The sequence below is a fragment of the Ensifer sp. NPDC090286 genome (genome assembly GCF_044769565.1).
Classification (GTDB): Bacteria; Pseudomonadota; Alphaproteobacteria; order Rhizobiales; family Rhizobiaceae; genus Ensifer.
This window is the reverse complement of the sequence record NZ_JBIVYF010000002.1, coordinates 451,862-465,556: the sequence shown is the minus strand read 5'-3', so window position 1 is coordinate 465,556 and position 13,695 is coordinate 451,862. Positions and strand designations below refer to the sequence as shown.

The 13,695-nt window shown below is 64.4% G+C and carries 10 protein-coding genes and 1 pseudogene; 8 read left to right on the top strand and 3 right to left on the bottom strand.

Annotated elements, in window-relative coordinates:
* The first annotated feature begins 22 nt into the window (after nt 1–22).
* The 4 genes and pseudogenes from ACIQUG_RS12360 to ACIQUG_RS12345 all read left to right on the top strand — a co-directional run bounded on the left by ACIQUG_RS12360 (nt 23) and on the right by ACIQUG_RS12345 (nt 6,264).
* A pseudogene (locus ACIQUG_RS12360) lies at nt 23–1,659 on the top strand (arylsulfatase).
* A 62-nt stretch (nt 1,660–1,721) separates the two neighbouring features.
* Nucleotides 1,722–4,277 (top strand): fused MFS/spermidine synthase, encoded by a 2,556-nt coding sequence (locus ACIQUG_RS12355; RefSeq protein ID WP_402321701.1) that lies wholly within the window; start codon nt 1,722–1,724, stop codon nt 4,275–4,277.
* A 206-nt stretch (nt 4,278–4,483) separates the two neighbouring features.
* A complete protein-coding gene (locus ACIQUG_RS12350) occupies nt 4,484–5,014 on the top strand; it encodes an L-2-amino-thiazoline-4-carboxylic acid hydrolase (protein ID WP_402321698.1) in 531 nt (176 codons plus the stop codon).
* Nucleotides 5,011–6,264 carry a Zn-dependent hydrolase gene (locus tag ACIQUG_RS12345; protein ID WP_402321695.1) on the top strand — a complete coding sequence of 418 codons (1,254 nt, stop codon included), beginning with the start codon at nt 5,011–5,013 and terminating at the stop codon, nt 6,262–6,264. The genes ACIQUG_RS12350 and ACIQUG_RS12345 overlap by 4 nt, the downstream gene beginning before the upstream one ends.
* A gap of 66 nt (nt 6,265–6,330) precedes the next feature.
* Here ACIQUG_RS12345 and ACIQUG_RS12340 read toward each other — a convergent pair whose 3' ends face one another.
* Nucleotides 6,331–7,008, bottom strand: a complete 678-nt coding sequence (locus ACIQUG_RS12340) for an isochorismatase family protein (RefSeq protein WP_402321692.1) — start codon at nt 7,006–7,008, stop codon at nt 6,331–6,333.
* Between the two features lie 156 nt (nt 7,009–7,164).
* A complete protein-coding gene (locus ACIQUG_RS12335; RefSeq protein ID WP_402321689.1) occupies nt 7,165–8,034 on the bottom strand; it encodes a pirin family protein in 870 nt (289 codons plus the stop codon).
* Nucleotides 8,035–8,155: 121 nt separating this feature from the next.
* On the opposite strand from ACIQUG_RS12335, the gene ACIQUG_RS12330 reads away from it, so the two are divergent.
* Nucleotides 8,156–9,076 (top strand): LysR family transcriptional regulator, encoded by a 921-nt coding sequence (locus ACIQUG_RS12330; protein ID WP_402321686.1) that lies wholly within the window; start codon nt 8,156–8,158, stop codon nt 9,074–9,076.
* Between the two features lie 17 nt (nt 9,077–9,093).
* On the opposite strand, the gene ACIQUG_RS12325 is transcribed toward ACIQUG_RS12330, so the two are convergent.
* Nucleotides 9,094–10,323, bottom strand: coding sequence for an ROK family transcriptional regulator (locus ACIQUG_RS12325; RefSeq protein ID WP_205236753.1), 1,230 nt, complete (start codon nt 10,321–10,323; stop codon nt 9,094–9,096).
* A 231-nt stretch (nt 10,324–10,554) separates the two neighbouring features.
* On the opposite strand from ACIQUG_RS12325, the gene ACIQUG_RS12320 reads away from it, so the two are divergent.
* From ACIQUG_RS12320 to ACIQUG_RS12310, 3 genes are all read left to right on the top strand, one after another.
* On the top strand, nt 10,555–11,793 hold the full coding sequence (locus ACIQUG_RS12320; RefSeq protein WP_402321683.1) for an extracellular solute-binding protein: 1,239 nt from the start codon (nt 10,555–10,557) through the stop codon (nt 11,791–11,793).
* Between the two features lie 173 nt (nt 11,794–11,966).
* Nucleotides 11,967–12,848, top strand: a complete 882-nt coding sequence (locus tag ACIQUG_RS12315; RefSeq protein ID WP_402321680.1) for a carbohydrate ABC transporter permease — start codon at nt 11,967–11,969, stop codon at nt 12,846–12,848.
* Nucleotides 12,848–13,693, top strand: a complete 846-nt coding sequence (locus tag ACIQUG_RS12310; protein ID WP_402321676.1) for a carbohydrate ABC transporter permease — start codon at nt 12,848–12,850, stop codon at nt 13,691–13,693. The genes ACIQUG_RS12315 and ACIQUG_RS12310 overlap by 1 nt, the downstream gene beginning before the upstream one ends.
* Nucleotides 13,694–13,695 lie beyond the last annotated feature (2 nt).

Genomic DNA, 13,695 nt, shown 5'->3' with positions numbered 1-13,695 from the left:
TGCTGCCTCAGGGAGACATGAGATGAGTATCGATCTGAAGAACCGGCTTGGCCGGATCGCCGCGTGTACCATCGGGCATGCCGCGAAACCGAAGGCGCTGGCGCTCGCCGGCACCGTGCTGATGTCGACAATTTCCGCCTCCGCACTTCCAGCCCACGCGCAGGACGCCGCCAAGCCGAACATCCTCGTTATCTTTGGCGACGATATCGGCCAGACCAACATCAGCGCCTATTCCTTCGGCGTCGTCGGCTACAAGACCCCGAACATCGACCGGATCGCCCGCGACGGCCTGATGTTCACCGACTACTATGCCGAGAACAGCTGCACCGCCGGTCCTTCATTACCGGCCAGACGGTGCTGCGCACCGGCATGTCCAAAGTCGGCGTTCCCGGCGCCCCGGTCGGTATCCAGGACCGCGACGTGACGATCGCCCAGGCGCTGAAGGCGCAGGGTTACGCCACCGGCCAGTTCGGCAAGAACCATCTTGGCGACCAGGACCGCTTCCTGCCGACGGCACATGGCTTCGACGAGTTCTTCGGCAACCTCTATCACCTCAACGCCGAGGAAGAGCCGGAGCGCCCCTATTGGCCGAAGGATGATCCGGCGTTCCTGAAATCCTACGCGCCGCGCGGCGTGCTGCATTCCTTCGCCGACGGCAAGGTGGAAGACACCGGCGCGCTCAACTCCAAGCGCATGGAAACCATCGACGACGAGACGACCGCGGCGGCGATGGAGTTCATCAAGAAGCAGACCGAGGCGAAGAAGCCGTTCTTCACCTGGATGAACACGACGCGTATGCACCTCTTCACCCATGTGCGCGACCAGTACAAGGGCCAGAGCGGCATGCCCGGCAACGACTATGCCGACGGCATGGTCGAGCACGACAACGACGTCGGCAAGCTCCTCGACCTGCTCGACGAACTGAAGATCGCCGACAACACCATCGTCGTCTACACGACCGACAACGGTCCCAATCAGTTCTCCTGGCCGGATGCGGCAACCACGCCGTTCCGCAGCGAGAAGGACAGCAACTGGGAAGGCGCTTTCCGCGTGCCGGCGATGATCCGCTGGCCGGGCAAGATCAAGCCCGGGATTTCCAATGAGATGGTCTCCGGTCTCGACTGGTTCCCGACCCTGCTTGCTGCTGCCGGCGACAAGGACATCAAGGATCGGCTGCTGAAGGGCACCGACCTGGACGGCAAGACCTTCAAGGTCCACCTCGATGGCTACAACCAGCTTCCCTACATACTGGGCGAGCAGCCAAAGGGCGCACGCAGCGAGTTCTATTACTTCAACGACGACGCCAAGCTCGTCGGCATGCGTCTCGATAACTGGAAATACGTCTTCTGCGAAATGCGCAAGCCTGGCGGATTCGACGTCTGGCAGGATCCATTCGTCTGCCTGCGCGTTCCGAAGATCTTCAACCTGCGCATGGACCCGTATGAACGCGCAGACATCGTTTCGGACCAGTACAACGACTGGCGGACCAAGAACGTCTATCTGAGCGCACAGGCCGTGCAAAAGGCAGCCGTATTCCTAGAAACCTTCATCGAGTACCCGCCGAGCCAGAAGCCGGCAAGCTTCTCGGTAGACCAGATCGAGGAAAGCGTGCACCAGAAGATCGACGAGATCCTGGCCAAGTCGCAACCGGCTCAATAATCTATTGGAGGCGGCGCCTTGCGCCGCCTTCCTTTTGCCTTTGCTGGAGATGGCGTGCCGCAATGACGAAGACCATTCCGCCCGCTCGAACGGTTGCCATGGAGGCGGCGAATGAAGATGCCGTGGCGGCAGAGCGGAGACGCTTCGGTCCGGCAGTCGCGGCATTCATGCTCTTTCTCTCCGGTACTGCCGCGCTGGTCTTCCAGGTTCTCTGGATCAAACAGCTCTCGCTCGTCACCGGCGTCGATGTCTACGCGGTCAGCACCGGGGTCAGCGCCTTCTTCCTCGGCCTTGCGCTCGGCAGCTTTGCCCTTGGCCGCGCCGGCGACCGTTCCCGACGGCCGCTCCGCCTCTATGCCCTGCTCGAAACCGGCGTCGCCGTGCTTGGCGCCGGCATTACCTTCATCCTTTCCAGGATTGCGCCGCTCTTCGTCGCGATCGAAGGCACAAGCCCGCTGGCCGCCTGGGCCCTGCTGGTCCTGATCATCGCCATGCCCGCCTTCCTGATGGGCGGCACCCTGCCGGTGCTGCTGCGGGCACTGAATGCAGCTCCGGGCGGGGTCGCCGCAAAAGGCGGCCGGCTCTATGCCGCCAATACGCTCGGCGCCATCGCCGGGTGCCTCGCGGTCTCCTTCGTTCTCATTCCAGCCCTCGGCGTTCAGGCGACCGGGCTCGCGGCCGCGGGGCTCGGCCTTGCCGCCGCAGCGGTAGCACTTTCCCTGAACACCCCAGCCGCCCAAGAACCCGGCCAAGGGAGGCCGCCTGCGGAAACGCGTAGCGCCGGCGGCTCGCGGCTGGCGCTCGTCCTTTATGCGGTCGCCGGCGGTATCGCCCTTGGGTATGAAGTCGCCTGGTCGCAAGCGATTGTTCAGTTCATCTCCACCCGCTCTTTCGCCTTTTCGGTGGTGCTTGCCACCTATCTCGCTGGCCTTGCCCTCGGCGCCGCCCTTTTCGCGCGACGAAGCGAGCGCCTCTCCGATCCCTGGAGCACATTCGGCCTGCTGATCACGCTTGCCGGCCTGGTTGCGCTTGCCGAACTCGCGTTGCTCGGCCCCTGGTTGACGGCATTGCAGACCAGCGCCGAGGCCGCCGTCGCCGGCTTTACTGGCAGCATCTTTGCGGGCATGTGCGTGCGGTTCCTCGTTGCTGCGCTGACGATCGTCTTCGTTCCGACGCTGATCCTCGGCGCCGCCTTCCCGGTCGCCCTCAGGCTCGCGGTCGATCCGGAACACGCCGGCCGCGACACCGGCCGGGTTCTGGCGCTCAACACGCTCGGCGGCATCTTCGGCACGCTTCTGACCGGCTTCGTGCTGATCCCGTCCCTCGGCATTGTCCGGAGCTTTGCCGTTCTCGCCGTGGCCGCCGCCGCAATCGGCCTCATCGCCGTCAGCCGCGGAAAAGGCGGCTGGACCAGCCGGCGGCTTCTCGCACCGGCGCTCGGCGTCCTCACCGTGGTGATCGCCCTCGTCGTGCCGCCGGACCGGCTCGCGAATCTGCTCAACCTTTCGCGCGGCAACGGCACGATCGTGTCCTATGAGGAGGGCCTCGGCGCGACCGTCGCCGTCATCGAGCAGGGCCAGCAGGACCGCCGCTTCCGCCGGCTCTACATCCAGGGCGTTTCCAACACCGGCGACGCCATGCCGTCGTTGCGCTACATGCGGCTGCAGGCGCTGTTGCCGCTTGTCATCCATAAGGGCGAACCGAAATCGGCTCTCGTCATCGGCCTCGGCACAGGCATTACCGCCGGTTCGCTGCTCGCCTATCCCGGTCTCGACCGACGCGTTGCCGCCGAACTCCTGCCCTCGGTCGCCCGCGCCTCGGCGCTCTTTGCCGGCAACTTCAATGCGGCCGTCGATAGCCGCCTCGACGTGCGTGTCGCCGACGGGCGGCGCGAACTGATGCGCAGCCAAGAACGCTACGACCTCATCACACTCGAACCGCCGCCGCCATCCGCCGCCGGCGTCGTCAATCTCTACTCTTCCGATTTCTACGCTCTGGCGCGCGAGCGCCTCGCGCCGAACGGCCTGGTCGCGCAATGGCTGCCGATCGCCACCCAGAACGACGAGGACACCCGCGCGCTCGTGCGCAGCTTTCTCGACAGTTTCCCCCACGCCACGCTCTGGTCGACCGAACTGCACGAGATGCTGCTCGTCGGCTCGCTCGAGCCGCAGGAGCTTGACGCTTCCCGCATCGCCGCCCGGCTCTCCGACCCGACGCTTGCGGCAGCGCTTGGCGAGGTCGGCATTTCCGGGCCGGCCGACCTCATCGCCACCTGGATGACCGACCGGGCCGGGCTCGAGCGCTATGCCGGTTCCGCCCTTCCCGTCACCGACGACCAGCCGCGGATCGAATATGCAAGCTGGGTTCGCCCCGACGAACTGCAGCGCACGCTTCCGGCCCTCGTTGCCCTGCGTTCGAAGGCGCCAGTTGCCGGCGACGACGCCGCGCTCGAAAAATCCGTAAGTGACGCCCACAACCGGCTGATGCTGTTCTACCAGGCCTCGCTCAACGCCTATGCCGGCTATCGCGAGGAGTGGGCGCGCGACATGGAATTGTTGATGCGCGTGGAGCCGGACAATCCCTACTATCGGTGGTTCGTTTCAAGCAGCGAGCGCTGATCGCGCCGCAGAATCCAGCGCTTCCACGCACCTGTCGTTCGGTGCTTTTCGACAAGCTCGCGATCGATTCCTGCACAACGGCAATTTGACGCAAAAAATTTGCACCTGGAGAAACAGCTCCGGCACAGATTTGCAACACCGAGGCATGTTCGGCGTAGTATCCTGTCCCCTGTCGATCTGCCCTGTGGCAGACAGGGAGGCATTGCATGGACAAGACGGACAAACAAAACACCGATACACGCGCGGCGATGGACGGCGAGATCGGCATTCTCGCACGCCGCCGTATCGAGGCCGGCATCATCGCGCCGATCTATGAGGCGATGCGCGAGGAGATCGGCGAGGAGCGCGCCCAGGCGATCCTCGACAAGGCGATCACCAAGGCCGCGATCGAGGCCGGCCGGACCTTTGCCGCAAAGACCCCCGGCGGCACCAACCTGCGCACTTTCCAGGAACTGCAGGATCTCTGGACCCAGGACGACGCCCTCGTGATCGAGGTGACGAAAGCGACCGACGACGAATTCCATTACAACGTGAAGCGCTGTCGCTACGCCGAGACCTACAGCGAGATGGGGCTCGGCCATATCGGACACCTGCTGTCCTGCAACCGCGACGGCGTCTTCTGCACCGGCTACGATCCGCGCATCACGCTAGAGCGCACCCAGACGGTGATGCAGGGCGCTTCCCATTGCGATTTCCGCTACCGGCTCAACAAGGACGCGCCGGAGCAATCGAAATGAACGCGGAAGCCATGCGCAGCGAACCGAGCCGCATCAACACGCCGGCGACCAACGGCGACCGGCTGTGGGCCGACATCGTCTCGACCGCGCGCTTCGGCGCTGCGGACAAGGGCGGCGTCACGCGACTGACATTGACCGAGGAGGATCGCGAGGTCCGCGATTGGTACGTTGGCGAATGCCGAGCGCTCGGCTGCACGGTCGAGATCGACGCCATCGGCAACATCTTCGCGACCTATGCAGGCGAGGACATGTCGCTGCCGGCGATCGCCGTCGGCAGCCATCTCGACACCCAGCCGCAGGGCGGCCGCTTCGACGGCATTCTCGGCGTGCTTGCCGGGGTCGAAATCCTGCGCACGCTCAAGGAGAGCGCCACCCGGCTCCGCCATCCGCTCGTGGTCATCAACTGGACGAACGAGGAAGGCTCCCGCTTCTCGCCGGCAATGCTGGGCTCCGGCGTCTTTGCCGGCGCGATGGCGCTCGATGACGCCCAGGCGCGCACCGACCGCGAAGGCGTCACGGTTGGAACGGCCCTCGATGCGATCGGCTATCGCGGCGAGGCCAAGATCGATCCGTCTGCCTTTGCCGCCTATGTCGAGCTCCATATCGAGCAGGGGCCGCTGCTCGAAGCGTCGGCGACCGAGATCGGTGTCGTCACCGGTATCCAGGGATTGCGCTGGTTCGATGTCGTCGTCTCCGGCACGGAGGCGCATGCGGGCAGCACGCCGATGGCGCAGCGCGACGATGCGCTTGTGGCGGCGGCCGAGATCGTCCTTGCCGTCCGCGACATCGCCCACCAGAACCCGCCGGGCGTCGGCACTGTCGGCTTCGTCGAGGTCGGCCCGAATTCGCGCAATGTCGTGCCGGGTTCCGTGCGACTGCAGATCGATATGCGCCATCCGTCCGAGATCGGACTCGACCAGATGCAAGCGGCTCTTGAAGACGCTGTCCGCAAGGCTGGCCCTGGCGTCGCCTTGGAACACATTTGGTCGAAGGCGCCGGTCGTTTTCGATCCGACGATCGTAAACGCCGTGCGCGCCAGTACGGGAGCGCTCGGCTATTCGGCGACCGACATGGTCTCCGGAGCCGGGCATGATGCGGCCCATATTGCGACGATCACTCCGACCGCCATGATCTTCGTGCCGTCCAAGGACGGGCTGTCGCACAACGAGGCGGAATACACGTCACCCAAGGAATGTGCCCGCGGCGCCGAGGTCCTGTTCCAGACCATCCTGGAAATCGACCGCCGCTGATCATCAATACAAAACACCCACGGCAGAATGTCTGCCGTGGGTGCTTCGTTTGCTCTCGCGATGGTCTTAGCCGCGCTGGGAGTCCAGCTGTTCGTGGTCCTTCTCGACCTGCTGGGCTTTCAGGTAGCTTTCGATCAGCAGCTGGTATTCCGGGAAGATCTTGGTGTAGATCTCGGCCCACTGCTGGGCGTCGTCGCGATGCCAGGTGCGCTGCAGTTCAGACGCGACGGCTGCCGTATCCATCGGCACCACGCCGGCCTGGACCACACGGGCAAGAGTGATTTCCTCCGCCATCTTCGAATAGGTGCCCGAGGCGTCGATGACGACGAACACCTTGTAGCCCTCATGGACGGCGCTGATCGCCGGGAAGGCCATGCAGACGCTGGTGATCGTGCCGGCGATGATCAGGGTCTTGCGACCGGTTTCCTTGACGGCGGCGACGAAGTCCGGATTGTCCCAGGCGTTGATCTCGCCGCGGCGGGCAACATACTTGGCATGCGGCGCATTAGCATGGATTTCCGGGATCAGCGGGCCGTTCGGGCCCTGCGGCACGGAGGCGGTGGTGATGACCGGCATCTTCGTCAGCGTCGCCATGCTGGCAAGCGCTGCCGCATGGGCGCGAAGCTTCGGCATCGGCATGTCGTTGACGGTCTGGAACAGGCCGCTCTGGTGGTCGATCAAAAGCATCACCGCATCATCGGGATCGATAACCGGGCGCTGTCCGTTGAAGTTTGCAGGGGTCATGGTCTTGCTCCTTGTTGATTGACGTCTGTTTGCGTCGAGACAACGGCCCGGTTGATTTGTGGCCGTTGCTCCGTGTGAGGCTCGATATCTTTAGGCGGATCGCTTCCGCCGGTGGGTCATCCGAGCATCGACCCGGTGCGTGCGCCCCAGCCGGGGCTAGGCGCTCGCGATCTTGCCGAAGCGACCGGACTGGAAGTCCGTCATCGCCTGCCTGATTTCCTGTTCGGTGTTCATGACGAAGGGGCCGTACATGGCGACCGGTTCGTCGATCGGCTCGCCGGTCAGGATGAGCGCAGTCGCATCCGAACTGGCGTCCAGCGTGATGCCGCCACCGACGCGGCCGAAGAGCACGAACTGCGCCTCGCCGACGAGATCACTGCCGTTGACGAGCACGTTGCCGCGCAGGACCGCCAGGCCGAGCGAGTGGCCCTCGGGCGGGTCAAGGCTGAGCGAGCCCTGCTGCTTCAGGCGCAGGTCCCAGAGATTGAGCGGCGTGTGGGTGCGCGCAGGTCCCTGCGTTCCGGCGTAATTTCCGGCGATCACCCTTAGCGATCCCGCACCGTCCAGCAGGTTGACCGTCGGAATGTCGCGATCGAGCAACGTTTGGTAGCCGGGATCGACACTCTTGTGGGCGGCCGGAAGGTTGACCCAGAGCTGCACCATTTCAAGCGTGCCGCCTTCGCGAGTGAAACGCTCCGAATGGAACTCCTCGTGCAGGATGCCACCCGCAGCCGTCATCCATTGCACGTCGCCCGGACCGATATGGCCGCCATTGCCGGCGGAGTCGCGGTGGTCGACCTCGCCCTGGTAGACGATCGTCACGGTCTCGAAGCCGCGGTGCGGATGGACACCGACGCCGCGCGGCGTGACACCAGGCGCAAAATTCATCGGCCCAGCGTAGTCGAGCAGCAGGAAGGGGCTGGCGTGATCGCCAGCGCGGTCACGCGCCAGCAGCGAACGAACCGGGAAGCCATCGCCAACCCAATGCGGATGCGCATTCCCGAAGATGCCGAGTATCTTTCTCATGGCTGTTTCTCCTTGGCCTCGCCATGTCAGCGAGAGCGTTGGAGGGAAGATATGCGTGCACCAAATCTGGCGGTAGGCGGCTAAACCGGTCTATAGTGTCCTGAAAACAGGACAAACGCCCATGCAGGATTTGAACGATCTCAAGCTGTTCGTCGACGTCGTCGAGCAGAACGGCTTTGCCGCCGCGGCCCGCAAATTGAACATGCCGCGCTCGCGCCTGAGCCGTCGCATCGGCCTTCTCGAAGAGCGCCTCGGGGTGCGGCTGGTGCAACGCTCGACGCGCCACTTCGTCATTACCGAGATCGGGCGCGAATATTACCGTCATTGCGTGGCCATGCTGGTGGAGGCCGAGGCCGCGCAGGAAATGATCGACCGCACCCGTTCCGAACCGCAGGGCGTGGTTCATGTCAGTTGCCCGTCGTCGGTCGTCTATTTCCAGGTGGGTGAGATGATCGCGCGCTTCATGGCCGAATGCCCGAAGGTCGAGGTCGTGCTCGAAAGCACCAATCGGCGCGTCGATGTCCTGCGCGAAGGCATCGATGTCGCGATCCGCGTGCGCTTCCCGCCGCTCGAGGAAAGCGATCTCGTCGTCAAGCGGTTCGCCGAGAGCAAGCAAAGGCTGGTCGCCAGCCCCAGGCTACTTGCCGGCATGAGCAACCCGCCAGCACCGGCGGATCTCGGCGGCCTGCCGAGCCTTGCCTGGAACCCCGATCGCCAGAGCCACGACTGGCGGCTCGACGGCCCCGACGGCGCGACCGCGATCGTCCGGCACCGGCCGCGGCTGGTGACGGAGGATATGGTGGCCCTGCGGCTCGCCGCGCTCAACGGCGTCGGCATCTGCCAATTGCCGACCATGGTGGTGCGGCAAGACCTGAAGGACGGCACGCTTGTGGACGTTCTGCCCGACTGGGCGCCGAAGGCCGGCATCATTCATGCGGCCTTCCCGTCGCGGCGTGGCCTGCTTCCCTCTGTCCGCGCGCTACTCGATTTTCTCGGCGCCGAATTTGCGGAACTTGCCCGTCTGGACGAGCCCCGGACCTGATCGCCGAAAGCCGGCGGTCAGACGACGGCGGCGACCCGGGTCTTGAGGATTGCCGAAAAGCGCGGATCGAAGGTCCGGCTGATCGGCTCGGCGGCAGCACCGATCGCCACCGCCCAGGGGTCGGTGAAGCCGACCTGAAGCCTCGGAAGCGTGCGGTCCCGCCGCTCAGCGATCGACGGAAGCAGCGGCATCATCGCGTCGGTCAACAGGCGCGCAAGACCCGGCGGCAGCCCACCGCAGAGGATCACCGTCTGCGGGTCGAAGATCGTTTCCAGCGCCTGGACAGCCGCGCGCATTTCGAAGGCGGCCGCGTCGATCCAGCAAAGCAGGCTGTGGTCCGGGCTCGCGGCCACGGCATCGATGCGCGCATAGAGGTCAGGGTCGGCCGGATCGAGGTCGAGAAGCTTGCACAGCGACGCGATCGAGGCACGGTGTTCGAGCGGCATGCGGTCGTCGGAGCTTGCCCCGCGCGGCAGGCTGAGGATCATGCCGATCTCGCCGGCATTGCCGTTGGCGCCGCGATAAAGCTCGCCGTTGAGGATCAGGCCCGCGCCGAGACCGTAGCCGAAGTAAATGCAGATCGCATGATCGACACCATGCGCAGCCCCGACCATACGCTCGGCGGTCGCGGCCGCAGCGGCGTCGTTCTGCAGGCCGACATCGAGCCCGGTACCGGCGGCAAGCGTTTCGAGCAACGGAAAGTTCTGCCAGGCGGCCATCATCCAGGGGTCGTCGGCATCGGCGTCCACACCGAACGGACCGGGCATGGCGGCGCCAAGCCCGACGAGACGATCCTCCGAATGGGGCGCCAGCGCCGTCAGGTCGCGGCGGGTCTTTTCGATCAGCTCGAGGATGGTCCTGACTCCGGTCGCCGGCCCGCCGGCCGGCAGGTTGGCCTCGCCGCGGGCAAGCACCCGGCCGACAAGATCGACCGCGATCGTGCGCGTCACGTGCCGGTCGATCTGCAACCCGATTGCAAACGCGCCTTCCGGCACCAGCCGGTAGGGCGTGGACGGCTGCCCGCGGCCGTTGCGAACGGCCTCCAGCGACTCGACCAGCCCGTCTCGCTCCAGGTCCTCGATGATGTTGGAAACGGTCTGCTTGGTCAGCGCCGTCGCGCGGGCAAGGTCAGCGCGGGACAATTGGCCGTTCAGCCGCAACGCGTCGATCATGACGCGGCGGTTATGCGCGCTCGTCCCCTCCTGATTGGTGCCGCTCTTCGCCCGGATCAGGCGCATATCGTTCATCCAAAAACCCCTCTTGACACTGTTAGAATATTGAACAAAAAATAAGTCAAGACAATTGACTTAATAGAAGCCGAAAAGAGCTTCGGGGGAACGACAGCGGCGGCAAGACCACCGCGAGCGCTCCAATTGATATGTCGACAGCCGCTTCGTGAAAGGCGGCCTTCTCGCATGCGGCGTGCCGCATAAGGCATGCCGGGAAATCTGAAACGCTTATGTCATTGGGAGGTAGGAATGTTGAAATCCATAAGAACGACGCTGCTTTGCGCGACCCTTGCCGGCGTCTCCTTTGCTGGCCACGCGCATGCGGAAACGACGCTCAACGCACTGTTCATGGCCCAGGCCGCCTATAGCGAGGCGGATGTGCGCGCCATGACCGAGGCCTTCACCAAGGCCAACCCGGATGTGAAGGTCAATCTCGAATTCGTTCCCTACGAAGGCCTGCACGACAAGACCGTGCTGGCGCAGGGTTCCGGTGGCGGCTACGACGTCGTGCTCTTCGACGTGATCTGGCCGGCCGAATATGCAGCCAACAAGGTGCTCGTCGACGTCACCGACCGCATCACCGACGAAATGAAGTCCGGCGTTCTGCCCGGTGCCTGGACGACGGTCGAATATGACGGCAAGCGCTACGGCATGCCTTGGATCCTCGACACCAAATACCTGTTCTACAACAAGGAAATCCTGGAGAAGGCCGGCATCAAGGCGCCGCCGAAGACCTGGGACGAGCTTGCCGAACAGGCCAAGGTCATCAAGGACAAGGGCCTGCTCGCCACCCCGATCGCCTGGAGCTGGTCGCAGGCGGAAGCCGCGATCTGCGACTATACCACCCTCGTCAGCGCCTATGGCGGCAAGTTCATCGACGGTGGCAAGCCGGCCTTTACGTCGGGCGGCGGTCTCGATGCGCTCAACTACATGGTGACGAGCTACACCTCGGGGCTCACCAATCCGAACTCCAAGGAATTCCTGGAGGAGGACGTGCGCAAGGTGTTCCAGAACGGCGAAGCTGCCTTCGCGCTCAACTGGACCTATATGTACAACCTCGCCAACGATCCGAAGGAAAGCAAGGTAGCTGGCAAGGTCGGCGTCGTGCCGGCGCCGGGCGTGGCCGGCAAGAGCGAAGTCTCGGCCGTCAACGGCTCGATGGGTCTCGGCGTAACCTCGACCAGCAAGAACCCGGACGAGGCCTGGAAGTACATCGTCTACATGACCTCGCAGCAAACGCAGAACACTTATGCCAAGCTCAGCCTGCCGATCTGGGCCTCGTCCTATGAGGACGCCAGCGTCACCAAGGGCCAGGAAGAGCTGATCGGCGCTGCCAAGCTCGGCCTTGCGGCGATGTATCCGCGTCCGACGACCCCGAAATACCAGGAACTTTCGACCGCCCTTCAACAGGCGATCCAGGAAGCGCTTCTCGGCCAGGCTTCGGCCGAAGACGCCCTGAAGACGGCGGCCGAAAACAGCGGCCTTTGAGCCGCCCTCCCAAGCCCCGGGCGGGAAACCGCCCGGGGACCGCGGGAACTGGCGGCAGCACCGCCACGCTTCAACACTTTGATTTGGCGCATCATTCGCTTGGGTCGATGACGATCCGGGGCAAGATGCGATAGCATGACGGGGCTCCCTAGGCCCGAGAAGGTTTCCATCCTATGTCCGGCACCTGGATAACAACGCGCGCATGGCTGCTCATGCTGCCGCTGCTGGCGGTGATGATCGCCGTCATCGGCTGGCCGTTGATCGACACGGTCAGGCTTTCCTTCACCGACGCCAAGCTCGTCGGCACGGAAGGCACGTTCGTCGGCTTCGACAACTATGCCAAGATGCTTGGTGGCTCGAATTTCCAGCGTGCGTTCATCACGACGACCTGGTTCGCGGTCGTCTCCGTCACCGCCGAAATGGTGCTCGGCGTGCTCGCGGCCCTGCTGCTCAACCAGCAATTTCGCGGCCGAACGGCGCTCAGGGCCCTGATGATCCTGCCCTGGGCGCTGCCGACCGTGGTCAATGCCACGCTGTGGCGGCTGATCTACAACCCGGAATACGGCGCGCTCAACGCCGCGCTGATGCAGCTCGGCCTGATCGACAGCTACCGCTCCTGGCTCGGCGAGCCCGGCTCGGCGCTGACAGCGCTGATCATCGCCGACTGCTGGAAGAACTTTCCGCTGGTGGCGCTGATCGCGCTCGCCGCCCTTCAGGCCGTGCCGCGCGACATCACCGCCGCCTCGCTCGTCGACGGGGCCGGGCCGTTCAATCGGTTCCGCTACGTCATCATGCCCTATCTGGCCGGCCCTCTTCTCGTCGCCCTGGTGCTGCGCACCATCGAGGCCTTCAAGGTCTTCGACCTCATCTGGGTGATGACGCGCGGCGGACCGGCCAACAGCACCCGCACCCTGTCGATCCTGGTCTACCAGGAGGCCTTCTCCTTCCAGCGGGCGGGATCCGGCGCCTCGCTGGCGCTGATCGTCACCCTGCTCGTCACCGTGCTCGCCGTCGCCTACGCGGCCATGGTGCGCAAAGCCGCGGGAGCCTCGTGATGGAACGCCAAAGCCCCCTCTTTACCGTCTTCGTCTATGCGGCTGCACTGCTGCTGGCGGCGGTCATTCTCGCCCCGATCCTTTGGCTCTTCGTCATGAGCATTTCGTCGGCCGCCGACCTTTCGGCGAAACCGCTCAACTGGTGGCCGGAGGAAATCGACCTTTCGCGCTACCGGCTGCTGCTTTCGACGATCGAAAACAGCGCAGGCGCGGCCTTTACCGCTTCGCTGTTCAACAGCCTGAAGGTCGCCGGCATGGCGACGCTGGCAGCGATCGCGGTCGCCATTCCGGCCGCCTGGGCGGTGTCGCGCACGTCGAATGTCTCCTGGTCGCTCTATGCGGTGATTGCCACCTACATGCTGCCGCCGGTGGCGCTTGCCGTGCCGCTTTATATGGGGCTTGCCTATCTCGGACTTCTGAATTCGGTGTTCGGCCTGGCGCTCGTCTACCTCACCATTCTCGCACCCTTCACGACCTGGCTCTTGAAATCCGGCTTCGATTCCATTCCCAAGGAAATCGAGAGTGCGGCGATGATCGACGGCGCCCGCCTCGACCAGATCCTGCGGCTCATCACCCTGCCGCTCGCGGCACCCGTCATGGCGACATCGGCGCTCTTTGCCTTCCTGCTCGCCTGGGACGAATTCTTCTATGCGCTGCTTTTCACGTCGGATCTGCGCGCCAAGACGCTTACGGTTGCCATTTCCGACCTCGCCGGCGGCCGTGTCTCCGATTACGGGCTGATCGCCACAGCCGGGGTGCTGGCCGCCCTGCCCCCGGTCCTGATCGGCCTTATCATGCAACGTGCCCTGATCTCCGGGCTTACCAGCGGCGGTGTGAAGGGATAACG

Bases quoted from the DNA above. Each gene is read 5' to 3' on its own strand.
- ACIQUG_RS12350 (WP_402321698.1), top strand. From the start codon at position 4,484: ATGGACAAGACGGACAAACAAAACACCGATACACGCGCGGCGATGGAC.
- ACIQUG_RS12330 (WP_402321686.1), top strand. From the start codon at position 8,156: ATGCAGGATTTGAACGATCTCAAGCTGTTCGTCGACGTCGTCGAGCAG.
- ACIQUG_RS12345 (WP_402321695.1), top strand. From the start codon at position 5,011: ATGAACGCGGAAGCCATGCGCAGCGAACCGAGCCGCATCAACACGCCG.
- ACIQUG_RS12335 (WP_402321689.1), bottom strand. From the start codon at position 8,034: ATGAGAAAGATACTCGGCATCTTCGGGAATGCGCATCCGCATTGGGTT.
- ACIQUG_RS12310 (WP_402321676.1), top strand. From the start codon at position 12,848: ATGGAACGCCAAAGCCCCCTCTTTACCGTCTTCGTCTATGCGGCTGCA.
- ACIQUG_RS12340 (WP_402321692.1), bottom strand. From the start codon at position 7,008: ATGACCCCTGCAAACTTCAACGGACAGCGCCCGGTTATCGATCCCGAT.
- ACIQUG_RS12320 (WP_402321683.1), top strand. From the start codon at position 10,555: ATGTTGAAATCCATAAGAACGACGCTGCTTTGCGCGACCCTTGCCGGC.
- ACIQUG_RS12325 (WP_205236753.1), bottom strand. From the start codon at position 10,323: ATGAACGATATGCGCCTGATCCGGGCGAAGAGCGGCACCAATCAGGAG.
- ACIQUG_RS12355 (WP_402321701.1), top strand. From the start codon at position 1,722: ATGACGAAGACCATTCCGCCCGCTCGAACGGTTGCCATGGAGGCGGCG.
- ACIQUG_RS12315 (WP_402321680.1), top strand. From the start codon at position 11,967: ATGTCCGGCACCTGGATAACAACGCGCGCATGGCTGCTCATGCTGCCG.